Annotated in this window: 16 protein-coding genes; 10 read left to right on the plus strand and 6 right to left on the minus strand. The window is 75.1% G+C overall.

The window, feature by feature from the left end; genetic code table 11:
- Positions 1-1,077: 1,077 nt before the first annotated feature.
- Positions 1,078-2,430, plus strand: coding sequence for a PAS domain-containing protein (locus tag STTU_RS18395; RefSeq protein ID WP_010263184.1), 1,353 nt, complete (start codon positions 1,078-1,080; stop codon positions 2,428-2,430).
- Positions 2,431-2,604: 174 nt separating this feature from the next.
- Here STTU_RS18395 and STTU_RS18400 read toward each other — a convergent pair whose 3' ends face one another.
- A complete protein-coding gene (locus tag STTU_RS18400; protein ID WP_007825589.1) occupies positions 2,605-3,393 on the minus strand; it encodes an SIS domain-containing protein in 789 nt (262 codons plus the stop codon).
- A gap of 409 nt (positions 3,394-3,802) precedes the next feature.
- Between STTU_RS18400 and STTU_RS18410 the strand changes: the two genes are divergently transcribed.
- Together STTU_RS18410 and STTU_RS18415 are read left to right on the plus strand one after the other, a co-directional pair.
- The gene (locus STTU_RS18410) at positions 3,803-4,495 is read left to right on the plus strand and encodes a metal-dependent transcriptional regulator (protein WP_007825591.1); all 693 of its coding nucleotides are present in this window, start codon (positions 3,803-3,805) and stop codon (positions 4,493-4,495) included.
- 969 nt (positions 4,496-5,464) lie between these two features.
- Positions 5,465-6,319 (plus strand): alpha/beta fold hydrolase, encoded by an 855-nt coding sequence (locus tag STTU_RS18415; RefSeq protein ID WP_007825593.1) that lies wholly within the window; start codon positions 5,465-5,467, stop codon positions 6,317-6,319.
- A gap of 819 nt (positions 6,320-7,138) precedes the next feature.
- On the opposite strand, the gene STTU_RS18425 is transcribed toward STTU_RS18415, so the two are convergent.
- Positions 7,139-7,807 carry a bifunctional DNA primase/polymerase gene (locus STTU_RS18425; RefSeq protein ID WP_043255630.1) on the minus strand — a complete coding sequence of 223 codons (669 nt, stop codon included), beginning with the start codon at positions 7,805-7,807 and terminating at the stop codon, positions 7,139-7,141.
- A 1,168-nt stretch (positions 7,808-8,975) separates the two neighbouring features.
- On the opposite strand from STTU_RS18425, the gene STTU_RS18430 reads away from it, so the two are divergent.
- The 3 genes from STTU_RS18430 to STTU_RS18440 all read left to right on the plus strand — a co-directional run bounded on the left by STTU_RS18430 (position 8,976) and on the right by STTU_RS18440 (position 13,386).
- Positions 8,976-10,361: a hypothetical protein gene (locus STTU_RS18430; protein WP_007825597.1), complete on the plus strand. Its 1,386-nt coding sequence runs from the start codon at positions 8,976-8,978 to the stop codon at positions 10,359-10,361.
- Positions 10,362-10,953: 592 nt separating this feature from the next.
- On the plus strand, positions 10,954-12,378 hold the full coding sequence (locus STTU_RS18435; RefSeq protein WP_043255632.1) for a hypothetical protein: 1,425 nt from the start codon (positions 10,954-10,956) through the stop codon (positions 12,376-12,378).
- 216 nt (positions 12,379-12,594) lie between these two features.
- Positions 12,595-13,386 carry a hypothetical protein gene (locus STTU_RS18440; protein WP_007825601.1) on the plus strand — a complete coding sequence of 264 codons (792 nt, stop codon included), beginning with the start codon at positions 12,595-12,597 and terminating at the stop codon, positions 13,384-13,386.
- A gap of 167 nt (positions 13,387-13,553) precedes the next feature.
- Here the strand turns inward: STTU_RS18440 and STTU_RS18445 are convergent, their stop codons facing one another.
- Positions 13,554-14,966: an ABC transporter substrate-binding protein gene (locus STTU_RS18445; protein ID WP_007825603.1), complete on the minus strand. Its 1,413-nt coding sequence runs from the start codon at positions 14,964-14,966 to the stop codon at positions 13,554-13,556.
- A 118-nt stretch (positions 14,967-15,084) separates the two neighbouring features.
- Between STTU_RS18445 and STTU_RS18450 the strand changes: the two genes are divergently transcribed.
- The gene (locus STTU_RS18450; RefSeq protein ID WP_029396525.1) at positions 15,085-15,585 is read left to right on the plus strand and encodes an SCO4402 family protein; all 501 of its coding nucleotides are present in this window, start codon (positions 15,085-15,087) and stop codon (positions 15,583-15,585) included.
- A gap of 305 nt (positions 15,586-15,890) precedes the next feature.
- Positions 15,891-16,808 (plus strand): formyltetrahydrofolate deformylase, encoded by a 918-nt coding sequence (purU, locus tag STTU_RS18455; protein ID WP_007825606.1) that lies wholly within the window; start codon positions 15,891-15,893, stop codon positions 16,806-16,808.
- Positions 16,809-16,887: 79 nt separating this feature from the next.
- Here purU and STTU_RS18460 read toward each other — a convergent pair whose 3' ends face one another.
- Entirely contained in the window at positions 16,888-18,441 is a 1,554-nt protein-coding gene (locus STTU_RS18460) for a maleylpyruvate isomerase N-terminal domain-containing protein (protein WP_234019263.1), read from the minus strand.
- On the minus strand, positions 18,438-19,019 hold the full coding sequence (locus tag STTU_RS18465; RefSeq protein WP_007825608.1) for a sigma-70 family RNA polymerase sigma factor: 582 nt from the start codon (positions 19,017-19,019) through the stop codon (positions 18,438-18,440). Before STTU_RS18465 ends, STTU_RS18460 begins: the two co-directional genes overlap by 4 nt.
- A gap of 410 nt (positions 19,020-19,429) precedes the next feature.
- Here STTU_RS18465 and STTU_RS18470 point away from each other — a divergent pair, with 410 nt between their 5' ends.
- Positions 19,430-19,804, plus strand: coding sequence for an STAS domain-containing protein (locus tag STTU_RS18470; protein WP_007825609.1), 375 nt, complete (start codon positions 19,430-19,432; stop codon positions 19,802-19,804).
- Between the two features lie 473 nt (positions 19,805-20,277).
- Positions 20,278-20,745 carry an ATP-binding protein gene (locus tag STTU_RS18475; protein ID WP_010263138.1) on the plus strand — a complete coding sequence of 156 codons (468 nt, stop codon included), beginning with the start codon at positions 20,278-20,280 and terminating at the stop codon, positions 20,743-20,745.
- Here STTU_RS18475 and STTU_RS18480 read toward each other — a convergent pair.
- Positions 20,676-21,833, minus strand: a complete 1,158-nt coding sequence (locus STTU_RS18480) for a GlxA family transcriptional regulator (protein WP_043255635.1) — start codon at positions 21,831-21,833, stop codon at positions 20,676-20,678. The two genes, STTU_RS18475 and STTU_RS18480, sit on opposite strands and share 70 nt — an antisense overlap.
- Between the last annotated feature and the right edge of the window lie 65 nt (positions 21,834-21,898).

The raw sequence follows: 21,898 nt of genomic DNA on the forward strand, positions 1-21,898 counted from the left end.
GCCGCCCCCTGGGAGGGCGGGGGCTGTCCGGGTGTCGGGCGTGTGCGACGAGGGACGCGCACATCCCCAGGTTGCCAGGCGCCCCATCACCCGCCACGGCCTCACGCCCCACGCTCGCGAGCCCGCTGCCCGCCCCCGGGTAGCCAGCCCCAGCAGCCGAGCCCACCCGCACCCGCACCGCATACCCCCTCGCCTGCGGCAACCCTCCAGCCAGTGCCCCGAGCACAGCCCCAACACAGGCGCCCGAAAAACTGGCACCCCAAAGGCAGGCCACTGACCCCCGAGCCGATGACCTCAGGCTGACCGCAGGTCCCCAAAACGCAGTCGACCCGCAAGCCGTGGTCTCCCTTGCGGGAGAGCCGGCCGGACATACCGGCGGCTTGCGGGTCGGGTGTACTGCTGGGATTGGGCCGGCGGCGACGTGAACTGGTCCGGTTTCCCGGTCCGGTTCTTCCACACGCTTCCGGCCACCGCACAAGAGTGCGGGGACAGGGGCCGCTAGCCCGCAGTCACCTCACGCGTCCGGTAGTCATACATTCTCCGAACCACCTCCCTTCTCATGTGCTCACCACTGTAAGAACGCTCCGGGCGAGAGGCAAAGGGTTTTCGCCGGAAACGAAAACCCTCATTCGGCACCCCGCATCGGGAATGAATCCGTCCTACTTGCCACCCCCCCCGCATCAGCGCCGCATCCCCAAGACCGCCACCACCCCCCAAAGCACCCCCTCCCCCCCGACCCCCCTCCGTGGCGACCCCACCCCGGACCGTGAACGCGCCCCCGAACACGCCCCCCACGTGCACCCCGCCGCCCCTCACCCGCATCACTGCCGCGCAACGATTTACGCGAAGCCGCTGTGTGCTGTGTCACGGTGGAGTTCAATTCAGCGCAGGCAAGGCAGACGTACGAATGACGTACGTACGGCAGGGGGTGCCAGGGTGAGTGTTTCCCGGCGCGGTGGGACCACGGACGATCCAGGTGCTCGGGGTGGGACCACGGACGGGCAGGATGCCGCGGAGCCAGCGCACGGCGCTCCCGGGCGTGATGACTCGGAGCTTCTCGCCGCCCTTCTCGACGGCATGGACGCGGCTCTGTGCGCGCTCGACACGGACGGCGTCGTGACGCACTGGAACCGCGAGGCGGAGCGCATCCTCGGCTGGTCCCCGGACGAGGCGGTCGGCCGGCAGGGCTTCGGCGGCTGGGCGGCGCGCGAGGCGGACGCGGGGGAGATGTGGCGTTCGCTCGCCGCGGCGATGCGCGCGCCGGGACGTCAGGTCCACGAGTTCGCGCTGCTCACCAAGGACGGCGGTCGCGTCCTCGTCCGGGTCCAGTCCGCCGCCGTACGGGACACGGACGGCCGTCCGGCGGGGGTGTACTGCGCCTTCAGCGAGGTCCACACCCAGATAGACCTGGAGCGTTCCATAGCCCTCGGGGAGGCGCTCTTCGACGACGCCGCCTGGGGCGTCGTGCTCGTGGACGCCGATCTGCGGCCCGCCGCGGTCAACGCCTACGCGGCCCGCGCGCTCGGCACCGGTCGCACCGCGCTGCTCGGCCGCCCGCTCGCCGATCTCCTCGGCCAGGGCGTCGAGGAGCTGGAGAGCGCGCTCACGCACGTACTCGCCGAAGGGGCCCCGCCCGCCCCCGCCGAGTTGTGGGTGACGGTCCGCGAGGACGCGGAGCCCGCGCGGCGCTGCTGGCGCTCCGGATTCGTACGGCTCTCCTCGCCGCTCAGCGAGGAGCCCGTGCCGCTCGGTGTCGGCTGGTTCTTCCAGGACGTGACGGAGGCGCGGCTCGCGGAGCAGGAGAGCGCGCAGTTGCGTTTCCGCTCCGGGCAGTCGCAGCGCGCCGCGCGCGCGGCGGCCGAGTGCGAGGACCCGGGCGAGGCGATCACGGTCCATCTCGACTTCGCCCTCGCCGGTTTCGCCGACCACGCGCTCGTCGACCTCCTCGACACGCCCGCGGCGCACCACGAACCCGAGGGCAACGGGGGCACGCCGCGTCTCGTGCGGGGCGCGATGACCCCCGGTGGCAGTCCTGGCCCGCTGCGTACCGCGCTCGCGGGGGTCGGGCTGCCGGTTGGCTACGGCGAGGCGCATCCCGCCGTACGGGCGGTGCGCCGCTCGGGCGCGGTGCGGACGAGCTGGCACGGCGGCGTCGACGACGAGGAGCGCGAGGACTGGTCGCACCGCCACCGCTGGCCCCGCGAGACCGAGCACGCGCTCTGCGCCGTCCTGCGCAGTCGCGGTCTCACGCTTGGTGTCGTGACGTTTCTGCGCGGCCCCGGCCGCCATGCCTTCGACCGCTCCGACGCCCAGTACGCGGAATCCGTCGCGCTGCGCGTCGCGGGCGCCGTCGACCTCGCCCGCCTCCTCGCCCCCGGCCCTCGCGCGGACCAGGAGCCGTACGCGAGCCACGAGCCGTACGGGGAGTGAGCCGGCCGGTACGGGGACGGCCGGCGGCCCCCGGTCGCCGCCCGGGTCGTGCCCTGGGCGGTACCCCAGCCCGTACGTGAGACGAGCACCCGACACCTGAGACGCCGCGCGCACCCGGGGGCACCCGCCGCACCCGCCGCATCCGTCGCACCCCGGGCACCGCGCCCCCGCGCCTCAGTGCTGGTAGTAGATCCGCTCCCTGTGGCGCGCGAAGACCTCCCCGTTCCACTCCCGCCCGCCGGGCACGTTCCCCGAGCGCAGCAGGGGCGGTTCGGTGCCCTCGGCGGCGAGGAGCGCCGCCGCCGTCGCGGTCGTGGCCTGGAGAAGAGCGCTGGTCACGGCCGTGGAGGCCGGGCCGAAGGGGGCGGCGATGCCGTCACCGCTCAGCTCCGCGTCGCCCACGGTGATCTTGTTGTCGAGCACGACGTCGCAGTGCTCGGCGAGGAAGGAGTTCCACGGGTTGTCCGGGAGGCTGTGCCCCGCGTACGCGGCGGAGGTGACGCCGATGACCTTCAGCCCCTTCTCGCGCGCCCGCACCGCCATCTCGACGGGCAGGACGTTGCGTCCGGAGAGCGAGATGATCACGAGCAGGTCGCCGGACGCGGCGGGCGACTGGTCGAGCACGGTCCCCGCGAGACCCTCGACGCGCTCCAGCGCGGAGCCGAGCGTCGCGGGCCGTACGTCCACACCGAGTGTGCCCGGCACCGTGAGCAGGTTCACGAGGGCGAGGCCGCCGGCCTTGTAGACGAGGTCCTGCGCGATGAGCGAGGAGTGCCCGGCCCCGAAGGCGAAGATCCGGCCGCCTCGCGTCACGGTCGCCGCGAGCAGTCGCGCCGCCCGCTCGACGGGACCGCCCGGCACGGCCTCCTCGTCGCGTACGCGCGCGAGAAGCGCGGTCACGGCGTCGAGGTAGCGGCGCGCGGTGTCGGGAACGGGCGGGGGGAACACGGCGTCGGGGCTCATGGGCGCGCTCCCGGCTGTCCCGGGCATGCTCCCGGCTGCTGCGGGCGCCCTCCCGGCTGTTCCGGGGGCGTTTCCGGGGTCTGCGGGCGGGGCGTCCTCGGTGGAAGTGGTCTCGGCGGCGCTCATCCGTGCCTCGTGCCTCCTGCTCGGGCGCCCGTGCCCCGGGCGAGGGCGGCGCGGTGGGTGGCACGGCGGCGTGCCGTCGCTCACGGTGCGGCCCCGGGACCTGGGCTGTCAACAGGGCCCGGAGGGGGTGCGGGGGAGCGGAGGGAGCGGTGGGAAGGGCGGCCGGAGGGGCCCCGCCGTCCGGTCCGGGCCGGTTGTCGGTGGGATGCGTCAGAATTGACGGCAGGGCCAGCGCACACCGATCGCCGGGACCCCTCGGCGGTCACAGCATCAAGGGGCACGGATGTCCGGACTGATCGACACCACGGAGATGTATCTCCGCACCATCCTCGAACTGGAGGAGGAAGGTGTGGTGCCCATGCGCGCCCGCATCGCGGAGCGGCTCGACCAGAGCGGCCCCACCGTCAGCCAGACGGTGGCGCGCATGGAAAGGGACGGCCTCGTCGCCGTCGCCAGCGACCGCCACCTGGAGCTGACCGAGGAGGGCCGCCGCCTCGCCACCCGGGTCATGCGCAAGCACCGGCTCGCCGAATGCCTCCTCGTCGACGTCATCGGCCTGGAGTGGGAGCAGGTCCACGCCGAGGCGTGTCGCTGGGAGCACGTCATGAGCGAGGCGGTCGAGCGCCGCGTCCTCGATCTCCTGCGCCACCCGACCGAGTCCCCCTACGGGAACCCGATCCCGGGCCTGGAGGAGCTGGGCGAGCAGTCCGAGGCCGATCCCTTCCTCGACGCGGGCATGGTCTCGCTCGCCGACCTGGAGCCGGGCGGCGAGGGCAAGAACGTGATCGTGCGCCGCATCGGCGAGCCCATCCAGACCGACGCGCAGCTCATGTACACGCTCCGCCGCGCGGGCGTCCAGCCGGGCGCCGTGGTGAGCGTGACGCGCGCGGCGGGCGGCGTTCTCGTCGGCAGCGGCGGCGAGGCCGCCGAGCTGGACACCGAGATCGCCTCGCACGTCTTCGTCGCGAAGGGCTGAGGCGGCACAGCGAGGGAGCGGGCGCCGACCGCACGGCGCGCGGCCCCCGCGCGCCCGGCGATCGCCGGGCGCCTCTTCGCCATGCCGTCCCGCAGTCGCGCGCGGTGAGCGATGGCGGGGCGCGGACCGGCTCCGCCAGCGGTACGAGTACGAGTACAGGGCGGCGCGAAGCGGTACGGGCACGCGAGCCGCGCGAGCCGGACGGCGAGGGCGCGTGGGGCGGAGCGAGGCGGGGCCACGCAGGGCGGTGTGGGGTGCGGGGCGGCCCGGAGCTCTCGGCGCGGCGGAGGGGCGCCGTGGCGGGTGGGCGGTGGCCGGGCCGGGGCGCGTCGCCGCGTACCGGTGCGTTGACGCGTACGGGGCGAGGTGGGCAGCGCTGCTCGGCGCTTCTCCGGGTGACCGTGGCCGGTGAGGATCGCTGGCCGGACAAGCGGATGGCCGGGTGGCCGGAACCTGTCAGGTCCGTCGTGGCGCCGTGCGGGTACTTCCTCCCTGTTCGTAGCGTTTTGGGTGGACGGGAAGCGGATCGGTGGCGTCCGGAGTGCGGGGAGTGTTCCCGGTTTTGGTTTTTTCTGGGCCGGATGGGCAGCGCCGACCGGCAAGGCGTGTCAGTCTGACGCGATGGGGACGGTCGAGGTTGGCGGTGGCCCCTCGGGGAGGCTCCGCACGCGCGCCGGGTCCCGGCGCCTTGCGGCGCCGGGACCCGGTCCCCCCTGCGCTGACCCGGAGCCCCGAGCTCTCAGGGTCACCCCCGGGCGGGTCCGTTCCGCGAGGAACCCGCCCCTCGGCTGAGATCTCCCCCGCGCCACGGGCGTCAACCTTCCCCGGCTGTCACTCGTACGAGGGGACTTGGGTGGAAAACCATTGTTTTCCGCCGGAAATCGAATGATGTTTCGATAGCGTGCGGCTTGCGGGGTTCGGGGGCACCGCGCGGGAGTTGGACAGGAACGACTGGGGGTGCCGGAACCGATGGTGCGCCGGATCGATGTGACAGGGGCGGGCGGAGTGCGGCTCGCGGCGTGGGAGTACGAGGGGACGGTGCCGGGGAGCGGAGGGTTGCGCCCCGGTGTCCTCCTCCTGCACGGGCTCCTGGGGCGGGGCTCGCACTGGGCGGGGAGCGCGGGCTGGCTCGCGGAGCGGCACCGCGTGATCGCGCTCGACCAGCGCGGCCACGGGTCGAGCGAGCGGCAGGCCGCGTCGTACTCGCGCGCGGCCTACGTGGGGGATGTGCACGCCGTGGTGGAGAGTCTGGGCCTCGGACCCGTCGTGCTGATAGGGCACGGGCTCGGGGCGCTGACGGCCTGGCAGTTCGCGGCGCAGTACCCGGAGTCGGTCCGGGCGCTCGTCATCTCGGACATGCGGGCCTCGGCGCTGGGGTTCGCGGCGCAGCGGGAGTGGGTGGACTGGCTGCGCGGCTGGCCGCTCCCCTTCGCCTCGCTCGCCGAGGCGGAGAAGTGGTTCGCCGCCGGTGACCCCTGGCTCGCGCGGCCCAACGCGGCGCGGGGGGCCTACTACGCGGAGGTCATGGAACGGGCGGGCGACGGCTGGCGGCCCGTCTTCGAACCGGCGCACATGATCACCTCGCGCGAGGCGTGGGTGCACGACTCGCACTGGGACGAGCTGGGCCAGGTGGCGTGCCCGACGCTCGTGCTGCGCGGAACGGAGGGGGAGCTGGGCCGGGCCGAGGCGCAGGAGATGGTCCGCGTGCTACCGCGCGGCCAGTACGCGGAGCTGAGAGGGGCGGGCCACCTGGCCCACTACGAACGACAGGAGGCATGGCGAGAAGCGGTCGAACCCTTCCTGGCGGGCGCGCTGACCTCCTGAGCGACGACGCCGACGGTGGCCGAACCGGGCCGCCGGGAGGCCGAGTTCGGTCGCCGGGGCGCTCGCTTGGTCCGCGTGGGCGTCGTTCCTGCGGACCGAGCGAGCGTGGCCCATGCGGACCAAGAGGACGTCGCCCATGCGGACCAAGTGGGCGTCGTGCGCGCGGCCCGCGTCGGGGTCGTGCGCGTGGCGAGCGCCTGTACGTGGTGCACCACGGCCAGTTGCCGGGGCGGCGCGGGGCGGCCTGTTCGGGTGGGGGTCCGCTGATATGGGTTCAGGTCGAACCGGGCTGTGCGGCGGGCGAGTTCGGGCCGTTCAGCGGCTTGGTAGCTGCTTGTCGTGGTCTCGCGCGTGCGGCGGGGGAGGGCTTGCTCGTCGTCGCCGGTACTGGGCGGCTCGTGTGTGGGGGCTGTTGGCAGAGGGCGGGTCCGGTGGCGGTGCGAACCTCTGGCTTCGGCAGGTGAGTTGAGGCCCGCGCCAGGGGTGGGGATGTCGTGACGTCGGGGCGCGGACACTGTGTCGGCCGTCGCGGGGGCAAGACCGGCGCGGTCGCGGGCGCCTGTCCGCCACCTCGTTGCTGAGCCGCCGCGCGCCCCCGCGCACAATCGGCGTGCGGGGGCGCACGACGGCACCGCCGACCACCTCCGCGCTCCGCCCGTAAGCCCCCCCGCGCCACCCCTGAGGCCCCCGCCAATCTGCTGTACGGGCCTGCCCCGCTCCTTAACGCCCCACCGCATCCCAGCCCGCCCCCCCACAGCAGCCGCCCGGACCAGCCGCGCCGTTCCCCAACCGGCCGCCGACAATCGCCCGCCCTGTCCCTCAGGAACTCACTTCCGTTTCCCTCCCGCACGCGTATGCCAGTGGGCTGATCAGCTCTTCCGTGTCGGGGAGCCAGCGGTTGGCGGGGGTGGGGCGGCAGGCCCATTGGGCGGCGCCCTGGCCGCCGAAGCGGGTGGGTGGGGCGACGATCCAGGCGCCCTCGGCGAGGGGGGTGAGGCCCAGGACCTGGGGGGACCAGCCGAGCCTGCGGACCAGATCGCCCGCCTTCGCCGCGCCCCCCGGCAGGACGAGGAAGCGCATCCGGCGGTCCGGGGCCCGGGTGACCGGGCCCGGCGTCACGCCCATGCGCTCCATCCGGGCCAGCGCGAGGAAGCCGGCCGTCTCCGGCACCTCGATCGCGTCGAAGGTGCGGCCCGTGGGCAGCAGGATCGCCGCGGTCGGCCGCTCCGTCCACAGCTTGCGGGCCACCGTCGCGCTGCCGGTCGCCTGCGTCGCCCAGTTCTCGTCCGCCGGGTGCGCCCCGGGGGCCGGGCAGTCGCGCGCGCCGCACGAGCAGCGCTCCACGCCCTCGGCCGACTCCAGCCAGACGCCGGGGACGACGTCCCAGTGCCGGTCCTCGGTGTACCGCACCGCGGTATCGGGCAGCGGCTCACCGCGCTGCTGCGAGGGGATCTTGCCTGCTCCGGTCACACTGAGGGTCTCTTCCACGCACAGCACAACTCCCGCCGGGTGCCGGGGTTACGGGGCGGGAGCGACCCCGCGCGACGGGCCGCGCGCGGGGAGGGGCACCGACCCGGCGTGCGGGGCGCACGGGGGCATCGCCGGGGGCGCGCGGGAGCCGCCGGAGCCGGGGGAGGGTACCCAGGAGGGAGTGGCTTTCCGGAACCCCGGGGGACGAACTCCGCCCCGGGCATAGGCGGACTCCGGCGGGGAGTCCGGAAGGGAGGGGAGAAGGAAACGGAATGCCGTCGTACGCACCGCCCGCACGCCCGGAGACGGCCAGCCCCGGCGAGCGGACGGGCGGACAGGCGGGCCGAGCGGCAGCCAGGCGGGCAGGGCCGGACGAGGAGGGGACCCACCCCGCACGGACCCCAGGTACGGGTCCGCCCGGCACGGACCCCAGGTACGGGTCCACCCGGCACGGCCCCGTCCCGGGCGAGGCTCCGCACCACACGAGGCGAGGCTCCGCACGGCGCCGCACCACACGAGGCGAGGCGAGGCGCAGCACGGACCCGTACCAGAACGCGGCACGCCCCCGTACGCAGCGCAGCACCCCCGCACCCGCACCACCGCCCCCGTACCGGCCGCCCCACCGCACCCCGCACAAGCGCACCACCCACCCCGCCCACCCCTTGCACCCCACACCGCCCACCACCCCCGGAGCCGCCCCGCTCACCCAGCCCGCGCCACCCGCCCCGGACCCCGACGCCCCGCACCCCGCCTCACCAGGCACCCCGCCCGGCGCCCACGCGGCCTCGCACGGCCCTGACGACCCGCGCGACACGCCGGGAGGGGAGAAGTAATACCGGATAGGTCCCCTTTGCGGCGCATCTTCGCTTTGTCCGCAGGGCAGTGATCAGCCAGGTGGCGCAGCGCACGCCGCCCAGCAGGTCAGCCACACGGTCCGCAGCGGCCCGGTGCCCGCCCCGGCGGGTGCTCCGCCGGGGCGGGCCCAGGTCAGCAAGCCAGTCCAGCACCCAGTCCACGACCACGCCTTTCGGCTCCGTGACCGGGACCGCGACCGCGACCACGACCACCGACCGACCCCGTGACCCGGGCGCGAGCGCGCCCGCGAGCGACGGGGGAGGCGGCGCGGGCCGTGCGGCGGGCGCGTACCGGCGACGGAACAGGGCGCGTACCCATTGGGGGTTTCACCATGGCCGCGAGGCCGCTAGTCGCACGCCAGCCGAACGAACGGCTCCAGGCGCTCATCCAGGAGGCCGGCTGCTCCAACGCCGGTCTCGCCCGCAGGGTCAATCTCTGCGGGGCCGAGCACGGACTCGATCTGCGGTACGACAAGACGTCCGTGGCCCGTTGGCTGCGGGGTCAGCAGCCGAGGGGCCGCGCGCCCGCCGTCATCGCCGAGGCCCTCGGGCGCAAGCTCGGGCGCACGGTGACGATCGACGAGATCGGCATGGCCAACGGCAAGAACCTCTCCTCCGGAGTCGGCCTCCAGTTCTCGCCGACCGTGCCGGGGGCGATCGAGCAGGTCTGCGAGCTGTGGCGCAGCGACGTGGGGCGCAGGGACTTCCTGACCGGCTCCTCGGTCGCCTCGTCCGCGCTCGTCGAGCCCAGCAGGGACTGGCTCATCTCGATGCCGGACAGCCAGGTCGCGCGCAGCGGCGGGCCGCGGGTCGGCGCCTCGGACGTCGCGGCGGTGCGGGCGATGACGACGGCGCTCGACCGGCTCGACCACAGTTACGGCAGCGGGCACGTGCGGCCCGTCGTCGTGCACTACCTCAACAGCGTCGTCTCGGGGCTGCTCTCCGGTTCCTACCGGGAGCCGGTGGGGCGGGAGCTGTTCGGCGCCGTGTCGCGCCTGACCGAGCTGGCCGGGTACATGGCCGTCGACACGGGGCAGGCGGGGCTCGCGCAGCGCTACTACATCCAGGCGCTGCGGCTCGCGCAGGCCGCGGGGGACCGGGCCTACGGCGGGTACGTGCTCGCCGCGTCGATGAGCCATCTCGCGGCGCAGCTCGGCAACCCGCGCGAGATCGCGCAGCTCGCGCGGGCCGCGCAGGAGGGCACGCGGGGGCAGGCCACGCCCCGCGCCCGTGCGATGTTCCACGCGGCCGAGGCGCGCGGGCACGCGCTGCTCGGCGACCGGCGCGCGGCGCACGAGGCGATCGACCGCGCCGAGAACGAACTCGCGCGCTGCGACCGGGACAGGGACGGCGATCCGGAGTGGATCGCGCACTTCGACGAGGCGTACCTCGCCGATGAACTCGCCCACTGCCACCGTGATCTGGGCGAGCCGGAGCAGGCGGAGCGCGCGGCCTCGCGGGCTCTCGCGGGCCACCCGGAGAGCCGGACCCGGCGCCGCGCGATCGGTTACGTACTGCTCGCGACGGCGCAGGTCCAGCAGCGCGAGATCGAGGAAGGCTGCCGCACCGCGCTGCACGCGGCGGAACTCCTCGCCTCGCTCCGCTCCGACCGCGGCGCGGAGTACCTGGAGGACTTCCGGCAGCGGCTCGACCCCTACCGGGAGGAGTCGGTGGTGCGGGAGTTCGGGGCCCGCCTCGACCTGCGCGCGGCGGCCTGAGCGCAAAGGCGGCCGTCCGCCCGGAGCCGGGAGGACGGCCGCCCGGAGCCGGGAGGACGGCCCCCGCCCGCGAAGGGGCAAGGGCCGCCCGGAGACGGGAGGAAGGCCGCCCGCTCGCGAAGGGGAAACGGCCGCCCGGTAAGGGGGCCAAGGGCCGCCCGGAAAGGGGTCCTCGGCGAGGAGTGCGCGGCTGTCTCGCCCGGCAGGGTCGTCCGTCGCATTGGTACGGAGCGGGCCCCCGCCCACCGCGGGGTGGCCGCCCGCCGGGCCCGGTCGGCGCCGGGGCGGGGTTCCGGGCCCGGGTGGCTCGTCAGCTCGTCGTAAGGGCAGGGCTGTTGCCGGGTACCCGAGAGCGTGTCGACGGTCGCCGTCGCACCGTCGACGACCGTCGTTGAGCAGTCGACGGCCGTCGTCGGCGCGTTGACGGCGCCGCGCCGCCCGCCCGACACTCCCCGTTGGGCCGCCGTTCCCGTACCGCGTCCACCCTGACCTGCGGCGAAGGCCGGGGCGGGGTGCGCGCGTGGCCGGGGCACGGAGAGACCGGGTAGCGTGACCCGACGATTCCCAGGGTCCCCCATTCGTAGGAGTTCCGGTGGCGCAGAGCGGTCATGGCGGGCAGCCGTATCCCTCCGAGGGCGAAGGTGCCCCGTACCCCGGCACCTCGGGGACGCCCGCCGACGGCACACCCTGGGGACCGCAGCCCGGCTACGACCCGTACGGGAACCCGCAGTCCCCCGCGCACTCCGGCGGCTACGGCTACCCGCACACCCCCGCGCCCACCGGCGGCTACGGCTACCCGCCGCCCTTCGAGTCCCCGCACGGCCCGCAGGGCGGCGACGCGGAGGCCACGCAGTTCATCCAGCCTCTCGCGCCCGGCGGCGCCGACAACCAGGCCACGCAGTACATCGCGCCCGTGCCGGGGGCCGGGCCCCTGCCGCCCGAGGCGGCGGGCCAGGGCGATCCGTACTACGGGCAGCCCCAGCCGCCCCTTCCGGGCGGCGCGGGCTCCGACGCGCAGGCCACGCAGTACATCCCGCCCGTGCCCGGCGGCGGTCCGCAGTTCCCGGGGCAGCCCGCGCAGCCCCCCTCCCCGTCCCCGTACGAGGAGGCCCCCACCCAGCCGCCCGCCGAGTTCGACAGCCTCTTCCGTACCGACAACGAGGGCGCGACGACGCAGATGCCGGCGATCACGCCGCAGTCGCCGCCGCCGCCCGCCTACGGCTACCCGCAGCAGGCGGGTGCCCCCGGGCAGACGCCGCCGCCCGCCGCGTACGGCAAGGGCTACGGCGGCCAGGGCCACGGCTCGGACGGCTACGGCAACGGGTACGAGGAGCCGCCGCGCGGGGGCGGGGGCGGCAACCGCAACAAGGGGCTGCTCATCGCGATAGGCGGCGTCTGCGTCGTGGCGCTCGGCCTCGGCGTCGGCGCGCTCGTCGGGGGTGGCGGGGGCGACGACGAGGCGAAGACCTCGCCGGTCTCGGCGACCGCGTCCGCCGGGCAGCAGGACGGCGACGGTGCGAAGGGCGGCGAGGAGAGCGCGAAGCCCTCGCCCTCCGCCGACCCGGTCAAGGACCAGGCCGTCGGCCTCGACAAGCTGCTCGCCGACTCCAACAACAGCCGTGACGCCGTGGTCCGTTCGGTCGGCAACATCGGCTCCTGCAAGGACCTCGGCAAGGCGGCGGCGGACCTGCGCGACGCGGCACGCCAGCGCAACGACCTCGTCAAGCGGCTCGGTCAGCTGCCGGTCGACAAACTGCCGCAGCAGGACCAGCTCAAGACCGCCCTCACCCGCGCCTGGCACGCCTCCGCCACGGCCGACAACCACTACGCGGCCTGGGCCGACCAGACCGCGAAGCACGGCGGCTGCCCCGGCGGCCACGCCCGCTCGACGAACCAGCGCAACGCGGGCGACCGCGCGAGCGGCCAGGCGACGAGCGCGAAGGAGCAGGCTTCGGGGCTGTGGAACGCGATCGCGTCGAAGTACGAGCTGACGAAGCGGGACAAGAGCCAGCTGTAGGGGCGGGCGCTCGTGAGGGGGCCGGGGGCCGCCTCCTGGGGCGCGGGACGCCTCGGCCGCTGAGCCCGTCGTGCCGTGGCGGGCGCCTCGACCGCTGAGTCCGTTCCTCAACTCCTGCGATCGGCTGTTTATTTCGGGGCCGCAGGGCAACGCGGAGCGCAGACGAGACCGAGCCTTTCACCGGGCCGGTCCCCCTCCGAGTCGCCGAGGAGCCCCATGTCCCGCAGCCCCCGCATCCTGCTCTCCGTCCTCGCTCTGACGGCGACGACCGGACTGCTCACGTCCTGTCAGGACGACGACTCCGGCGGGGGGAAGGCCGAGAACGCCGCCGCAGCGTCCCCGGCGTCGCCCTCCGCCTCGCAGCCGGCCGAGACCCCCGACGACACGGGCAGTCCCTCGGCGCGGGCCACCGGGAGTTCCGGCGAGGGCGACGGCGGCAGCGGCGGCCACGAGGTCACGGGCACCTGGCACGGCACCGTCACGTACATGGCTCCGGGCAAGTACATGGTCAAGGACGCCAAGGCCGGTGACCAGGCATTCCTCACCTCCACCAAGACCGACATCCTGGGAGCGCAGAAGATCTGCGGCGACGGGGGCCAGTCCGCCACGCGCTGCACCGCCGCGCAGCTCGAAGCCGCCTCCCGGAAGGGCTTCCCCGCGACCGTCACCCTCCACAAGGGCGTCGCCACCAAGGTCGCCGAGGACCACCCGGCGGGTGGGGGCACCGACCAGGAGGAGCAGCCGAAGAAGGTCTACTGGGAGGGCGTGTCGCACTACCTCGCTCCCGGCAAGTACTCCGTCACCGACGACGGGACCAAGAAGGAGCGCGCCTTCCTCACCTCCAGCAAGACCGTCATCAACGGCAACGGCTGGATCTGCGGCACGAGGGAGAAGACCAAGCGCTGCACCACCGCGCAGCTCGACGCCGCGACCAAGCGGGGAGAGCGCCTCGTGGTCAAGATCGCCGACGACGGTACGGCCGTCACCATCGACGAACAGCACAACTGAGGCACGCCCCGGGCGGGGCGGGGAGACCACGCCCCGCGCCGCCCGGCCGGGCCCGGCGCCCAGGCGCCCGGCCCCGGCCCGGACGCCGGTGACGGGAGCGCCCGCCCCGCTTCCCCCGCGCCCTCACTCCCGCGCCCGCACCCCCCGGGCCGCCCCTTCCCGTCCCCTCACTCCCGCCCGCCGCTCCCCGTCGGCTCGCTCTCCAGCGCCTCGCGCGCGTCCCCCGTCGCCCCCGGGCCGACCCCCGTGCCCTGTGCCGCGACCAACTGGCCGTCGCGGACCTCCAGGTGGGTCACGCGGGTGTTGGCCGTGCGGGGGTAGCCGATGACCGAGCGGGCGTAGTCGTCGCCCCAGCTCAGGGTGGGGGTGAGGCCACCCGTCGAGACTTTCGTGCCCTTGTCGAGGGCGTCGCGCACGGTCCGCGCGGTCACCGGGCCCTCGCCGAGGGACTCCACGATCCGGCGCAGCGCGGTGTAAGCGATCCACGTCGTCTGCACGCCCGCGTCCGCCGGGTCGATCGCGTTGTCCCCGAAGGCGTGCCGCGTGATGACCTTCTTCATCGTCGCCCAGCGCGGGTCGGACGCGGGCGGGTACCAGCCCGTCACCGCGGCGCCCTCGTACGGGCCCGACGCGCCCCCGGACCGGTCGACGAGCCGCTGGCTCACGCTCCCGAGCACCGAGCCGACCCGCACGGCGGGCGTCGCTCCCGCCTCCGTACCGCCCGTCCCCGCCTCCGTACCGCCCGCTCCCGTACCGCTCGAAGGCGCCACGCGGCGGAAGGAGTCGACGAAGGCCGCCGTGCTGTCGCCGAGCGCCACGCTCACGCAGCGGCGCGCCGCCGGGGCCGGGGCGAGCCGGTCGAGCACCTGTCCGGCCTGCGGCGTGTAGTCGCTGGACGCGACGGGCACGGGCAGGTCCACGACCTCGCCCTTGCCGCCCGCGCCCCGCAGCCCCGCGCGCAGCAGGTCCGGCCACGTGTCCCCCGTGACCCCCTCGGGGCGGACGAGCGCCACGCGGTCGCAGTCGGGGGCGAGCTGCGCGCCCTGCGCCGCGATCAGCGCGGGCAGCCCGCCGTTGACCGGGTACGAGTCCGGGTTGACGAACTCCTCGTGCGTGATCCCGTACCCGCCGAGGTAGGGGATGCCCGCGAGCGAGATCGGCGAGAAGATCGCCGCGTCCTGCTCGCTGTACGAGCCGACGACGGCCACCGCCTTCTCGCGCACCGCCCGCCGGGCGCACTCCGCCGCCGCGACCGACTCGTTGCCCTCGTCGCACACGAGGACCCGCAGCTCGCGGCCCCCGATGCCGCCCCCGGCGTTCACCCACCGCTCGTAGGCGCGGGCCATCGCGGTCATCCCCGGCGCGTTGGTCCCCGTGGTGCGCAGCGGCGCCCACGTCATGACGGTGACGGGAGGCTCGTCGTCCCCGCCGCCCGGCAGCACCCCGCAGCCGCTCGCGAGCAGCAGCCCGCAGAGCGCCCCGGCGAGCGGGCCGCGGAAGACGGCGCGGACCCCGCGCCGCGGGGCGGGCGCGGGGCGGGGCCTGAGGCGGGTGCGTAGCGGGAGCGGACCGGTGGTCATGGCGCCGCAGCCTTGCCGCCGCGCGCCAACCGGGGTACTACCCACGGTCAACGAGCGGTGACGGGCGGGTGAACAGCGGGGGACCGGTACGGCGCGTTCCGGGCGGAACGTACGATCACTGACCGTGCAAAGCCCGGAGAACCCTTCACGCCGCAGCCGCCGCTCCTCCACCATGGGGGGCATGCCACTCAACGACATGCCGTGGTGGCGCTGGCGCAGCACCGTGCGTTCCGCGCTGCACATGCTCTCCGACCCGGCGTTCCAGCAGGAGTACTGGCTCGCGGGCCGCGAGGAGTACGGGGACGTGACCGACGCCGTGTACCGGCTGGTCGAGGACACCTGGCTCGACAACTGGCCCGCCGAGCGCTACCTCGGCTCGGTCTTCCGCGACAGCGAGGAGACGACGCTCGTCGACGCCGCCGTGCTGCGCGTGCTGCGCATCCTGCATCAGGTCGGCCCCGACGCCCCGGCGGCCACCTACCTCCAGCACCCGGACTGGCCCGAGGCCCTCGCCGCCTGCCGCGCCGCCCACGTCCGCCTCGCCCTCGCCGACGGCGACGACCCCGAGCAGCCCCCGCGCACACTGGGCGAACTGCGGACCCTCCTGCGCACGGCGTGACGCGGGGGGCGACCTGACACGGCGGACGGGCTGAGGCGGAGGCGCAGGGCGGCGAGCGTGAGGCGGAGGCGCAAGGCGGCGGGCGTGAGGCGGCGGACGTCCTGAGACGGCGGACGGGCGGGGCGCCCCCGCGCCACTGCCTAGGTCCCCTGCCACCCGCCCGGCCCCGCGCCACCCGCCCAGTCCCGCGCCACCCGCCCGGCCCCGCGCCACCCGCCCGCGCCTCACTCGACCCGTCCCCGCCCCCGGTCCCGCCTCGCGGACATGCGCCCCGCACGCCCCCGCGGTGTGCGACCCTGGCCCGCATGACTGAGCAGCCCGCCCCGGTTGTCGGCTCCGCCGCCCTCGCCGCCCCCACCTCCAGTTACGTGCTGACGCTGTCCTGCCCCGACAAGCAGGGGATCGTGCACGCCGTCTCCAGCTTCCTCTTCATGACCGGCGGGAACATCGAGGACAGTCAGCAGTTCGGGGACGCGGACACGGGGCTGTTCTTCATGCGCGTCGGCTTCTCGGTCGAGTCGACCGGGCAGGACGGTGAGCCGACCGGGCTCGACAAGCTGCGGGCGAGCTTCGCGGCGATCGGCGAGGCGTTCCGGATGGACTGGCAGATCCACCGGGCCGGGGAGCGGATGCGCGTCGCGATCCTGGTGAGCAAGTTCGGCCACTGCCTCAACGACCTGCTCTTCCGCTCCCGCAGCGGTGCGCTCCCCGTCGAGATCGCCGCCGTCGTCTCCAACCACACCGACTTCCGCGAGCTGACCGCGAGCTACGGCGTCCCCTTCCACCACATCCCCGTCCCCAAGGACGGCAAGGCGCAGGCGGAGCAGCGCTTCCTCGACCTCGTCGCCGAGGAGGACGTCGAACTCGTCGTGCTCGCCCGCTACATGCAGGTCCTCTCGGACGACCTGTGCAAGAAGCTGAGCGGCCGGATCATCAACATCCACCACTCCTTCCTGCCGAGCTTCAAGGGCGCCAAGCCCTACCACCAGGCGCACGCCCGGGGCGTGAAGCTCATCGGCGCGACCGCGCACTACGTGACCGCGGACCTCGACGAGGGCCCGATCATCGAGCAGGAGGTCGAGCGCGTCACGCACGCGGCGACCCCCGCCCAGCTCGTCGCCACGGGCCGCGACGTGGAGTGCCAGGCGCTCGCCCGCGCGGTCAAGTGGCACGCCGAGCACCGCATCCTGCTCAACGGCCGCCGGACGGTCGTCTTCGCCTGAGCGGAGCCCCGCGACCCGGACGTACGGGCGTCCTCGCCCGAGCGGACTCCGACGACCCGGGACGTACGGGCCCGCGCGCCTACACCCTGCTCAGCGCCGCCGTCGCCCGCAGGACGCGCAGGATCGTCGCCCGGTCCCCGTCCTGGCCGAGCGCGGCCTCCTCCGGGGCCAGATGTCCCGCGGCCAGCTCGCAGAACTCGACGCCGTCGAGGCGGACTTCGGCGACGTCCTCGTACGGGCCCTCCTCGCTCTCCGCCTTCGGGTCGACGCCGATCCGCCAGACCCCGCCGCCGGGCCCCTCTATCTCCAGGCGGAGCGTCCCGCGCCCGCCGGAGCGGGGCTCCGCGTCCGGCGGCGGGAACGCCGCGAGGGTCTGCGGGACGAGGCGGGTCGCGAGGTCGATGAGCAGGCGCAGGTGCGGACCGGCGGGGGCCGCGTACGGGTACGAGACGGCCGTCGCGATGTCCCAGGCGTGTATCCACGTCTCGAAGGCCCGCTCCAGGAGCGCGTCCCGCAGCGGGAGCGAGAAACCGCCGTACGGGACCGGGGTGCCGCCCGAGCCGCCGTCCTCGCCGTCCGGGAGACCGGCCGTCCGCACGAGCGCGTGCGTCTGCTCGCGCCACGGGGCGTGCTCGGCACGGGTCGGCGGGGCGCCGAGCGCCGCCAGGTAGCGCTCGGTGCGTTCCTCCGGCGGCACCGGCATCCCCGGCGCGTGCGCGCCGAGCGGGTCGGGCAGGCCGGTCGCCGCCGCGACGAGCCCGTCGACCGCGAGCAGGTGCGCGATGACCCCCGCGACGGTCGTGCGGCGTCGGGTGGGCCCCTCCGGCGTCCACCAGCGCAGGCGCACCGGGGCGTGCCAGTCGGAGTCACCGAGGCTCTGGAGGAGCGCGTCGAGGCGGGCCGTCTCGGTGTCGTACGGCTCCGCCCAGGCCGGTACGGGCACGCGCGGGGGCCGCCGCTCCAGGCAGCGCGCGAGCACGCGGGCGCGGAGCGAGGGATCGAGGTCGAGCGGTTCCTGCGGGTGCAGCAGCCCCACCGCGTCGCGCAGCCGCAACGCCTCGTCCGCGCACGCCCCGCACACCCCGAGATGCGTCTCGACGGCCAGGGCCTCCTTCGGCGAGCACGCCGCGAGCGCCCACGCCCCGAGCAGGGACCGCAACAGCCGGTGGTCCCCGAGCAGCGGATCGATCCCCGTGACCCCGAACGACGTGTACGTGACGCACGAGGGCCCCGCGGTGCCGTCCCCTTCCCGGCGCTCACCCATACCCTCCGCCTGCCCCCGCACCCCGCCCCCCACGCCGGACCCACCCGAACCGGGGCTTTCCGCGCGCCGCCCGCTCGCGCGGCGCGAGGCCGGGCGGGAGGCGCCGTCGGCGGAGCGGGCGGCGCGGGCGCGGCGGCGGGAGCCACCCGGCTCGTGAAAGCCGCTCGGCTCGTAAGGGTCGCCCGGCTCGTAAGGGTCGCTCGGCTCGTGAAGGCCGTCGGGAGTGCCTTCGGGTGTGCTGTCGGGAGTGCCGTCGAGTGTGCTGTCGGCCCCGCGCGGGCCGCCGGTGCCGCTCGCCCCGCGCTCCGCGCCCGTGGCGCCTCCCGCCTCCCCGTCCTCGTCCCGCCCGGTCCGTCCGGCCCCGCTCACGGGGAGGGCTCCCCGGCGCCGGGGACCGGGTGGTCGTGGGCGGTGGAGAGGAGCTGGAGGCCCAGGCGGAGGCGGCGACGGGCCTCCTCCTCGGTGATGCCGAGGTCGGCGGCGGTCTGGCGGTAGTCCCTGCGGTGCGCGTACGCCTGGTCGATCGCCTCGCGCAGCGGGCGCGGCATCGCGCTCGCGATCCAGTCGGCGCGGGCTGCGGCGGCGGCCCGGTGGATACGGGTCTCGGCCGCCTCGGCGCGGGCCCGTCCCTCCTCCGTACCGGCCCCCGCGCCGAGCAGCGCCTCCGTCTCGGACTGCCGCAGGCGGCGTACGGCCTCGACGCTGGCCAGGGCCGCGAGGTGCGAGCGGAGCGGCTCGCGCGCGGGCTCGTAGCGCCCGGGCGCCTCCCACAGCCGGGCGAAGACGTCGTGCGTGACCTGCGCGGCGGCCTGGTCGTCGCCGAGGACGCGGCGGGCGAGGCCGTGCACGAGCGGCGCGAAACGGTCGTACAGCTCGCCGAGCGCCGCCGCCTCCCCGCGTTCGAGCCGCTGCCGCAAGCGCGCGTCGCGGCGGCGTGCCTCCTCCATCGGCCGAAGACCCCCTGGCTGTCCGGGCGCGATCCCCGGAAACCGGCTTCGCACCGCTGTTCAGCCCATCATCCCCTTCCGCGCCCAGAATGTAAGGGTTCCCCGTGCTTCCCCGCGCTCCTTTACGGCAATGTGCGCCCTCTGCGAGCCTGGAGGTGGTAAAGGGCGGACGAATTGCCCGGTTCACCCCCGCACGTGACAGAAGTGGGGAAGTCCGATGAACCAGGCCCCCGCTCCCCGCGTCCTTCACAAGGGGCGCGGGGGCGCGGGGGAGCGCGCGGCCGAAGTGTGACGGCGTACACGCCGGTTTCGGGGAAGGTCCCCGGGGTAGCGGCGGGTTCACCGAAGAGCAGAAGCGGAACGGGAGCCTCCGGAGTACGGAGGCAGAAGTCGAGCGGAAGGCGTAGGACGTGGAATTCCAGGTCACCGACGAGGAGCGGGACGGCTGGGCCGTGCTGCGCGTCGCGGGAGAGATGGATCTCGTCTCCTCGCCGTCCGTGCGGCAGCGGGTGCACGAGGCGGTGGCGCGCGGGCGGCACAGCGTCGTCCTCGATCTGTCCGAGGTCCACTTCTGCGATTCGAGCGGGGTCGGCGTGCTCATCGCCGCGCGGCGGCTCATGCGGTCCTGTCACGGGCGGTTGCGGATCGTGCTGCCGGCCCGGGGTGCCGAGGAGGGCTCGCACGTGAACCGGGTGCTGGCCGCGCTGGGCGTCCGCCGGCTCTTCGAGGTGTACCCGGACGTGCGGGCGGCGCTTCTGGAGGACGTGAGCCCGCTCACGGCGTGACCCCCGGGGCCCAGCCCTTCGCACCCCTCCCGCCCCCGGCCCCTCGCACCCCTCCCGCCCCCGGCCGGAGGGGGTCCCGCACGGCGCCGCCGTGCTCGCCCCGCGCGCCCGTCACCTGGTGAACACCTGCGCGCTTCGGGGCCTTGTCCTGCGGGGATGAACCGGGCGCGCTCACCGTGTGTCGTCACGGAGTGGCTTCGGGTGGCCGCTCCGGTACCTTCGGTGCAATGCGAGTGGTACGGGGTCCCCTGGTGGGCCGAGCAGGACGGACCGGCGCGGCGGCCTGTTCGACTCCCCGCGCCGCGCGTCGCACAGTATGCCTCAGACGTACTCCTTCGCGCGGGAATATGCCCGAAGCGCTTGTTGGGGTGACAGAACGTCAATCATGCTGTCTCTCCCCGGGATCACGGTCGTTGATCCACAGTGCCCAGCGGCGGCGGACCCCGCGCCCGCCGGTTCGGATGGTGTGAGCGGTGCAGGTGCTTGAGGTGCAGCTCGAAATCGGTCCCGATCCCGCCGAGGTGGGCCGTGCCCGCAGATGGGTGCGCTCCCGGCTCGCCGGTTCGGGCATAGGGGCGGACGAGCCGGTCGCCGAGACCCTCGTGCTCCTCGTCTCCGAACTCGTCACGAACGCCGTCGTGCACACGGGCCGCCCGGCGCTGCTGCGCATGTGCCTCCCGGACATCCCGCGCCCGGCGGTCAGCACGGTGCGGGTCGAGGTCTGCGACGAGTCGACGCGCGCCCCGCAGCCCCGGCACGCCGCCGAGGCGGACACCAACGGGCGCGGCCTCGAACTCGTCGAGTGCCTCGCGGACCGCTGGGGCTGGAGCCCGGCGCGCGCCGGGAAGAGCATCTGGTGCGAGGTGGACCGTCAGGCCCCCGCGGCCTGCCTGCTCGCGGCCCGCGCCCTGTCCACAGGCTGTGGACGCGCCTCGGCCTGAGCGTCACGGGCCGCGCGCGGGCCCGTACCGCCCCGGCCCGCGTCGGCGGCGGTCCCCTCGGCCCCCGTGCCGCCACCGGGCGTCCCGCCGCCCGCCGTGCCGCCGCCCCGGAAGGTGCGGCGGTACGCGGTCGGGGTGACGCCGAGTGTGGCGCGCAGGTGCTGCCGCAGGGACTGGGCGCTGCCGAACCCGCAGGTCCCGGCGATCCGTTCCATCGGCAGCGCGGTCGTCTCCAGGAGGTAGCGGGCCTGCTCGACGCGCTGGCGGGTCAGCCACGCCCCCGGGCTCTCGCCGGTCTCCTCGCGGAAGCGCCGCGTGAAGGTGCGCACCGACATCGCGACCCCGGCCGCGAGCCGGTGCAGCGGCAGCGGCTCGTGCAGCCGCTCCAGGGCCCAGGCGCGGGCCGGGGCCGTCGAGTCGCCGTACTCGGCGGGCACGGGCCGTTCGATGAACTGCGCCTGCCCGCCCTCGCGGTAGGGCGGTACGACGGTGTGCCGGGCGACGTCCGCCGCGACGGCCGCGCCGTGGTCGCGCCGTACGACGTGGAGGCACAGGTCGATCCCGGCGGCGACGCCCGCCGAGGTGAGCACGTCCCCGTCGTCGACGAAGAGGACGTCCGCGTCGACGGCGACGCGCGGGAAGAGGCGCTGGAAGTGGCGCGCCGAACTCCAGTGCGTGGCGGCCGGGCGGCCGTCGAGGAGCCCGGCGGCGGCGAGCACGAAACCGCCCGTGCAGATCGACATGAGTCGCGTACCGGGGCGTATCCGGCCGAGCGCGGCGGCGAGTTCGGGCGTGAGGCGGCCCTCCTCGTGGACGGGGCCGAGTGCGTAGCTCGCGGGGATCAGCACGGTGTCGGCGGTCGCGAGCGCCTCGGGGCCGTGGGCGACGAGGATCGTGAAGTCCGCCTCGGCGCGGACCTCGCCCGGCGGGCGCACCGAGCACGTCACGACCTCGTAGAGCGGGGCGCCGCCCGCGTCCTTCGCGCGGCCGAAGATCCGCTGCGGGATGCCGAGTTCGAAGGGGAGGACGCCGTCGAGGGCGAGGACGACGACGCGGTGCGGGCGGGGGGTGCCGGGCGTACTGCGCATGGCCCGATCCTAGCGAAGGGTGTCCTTCGGGCCAATGGTTCCGGGTGCGCGCGCACGCGAAGCTG

Source organism: Streptomyces sp. Tu6071 (assembly GCF_000213055.1).
Taxonomy (GTDB): domain Bacteria; phylum Actinomycetota; class Actinomycetes; order Streptomycetales; family Streptomycetaceae; genus Streptomyces; species Streptomyces evansiae.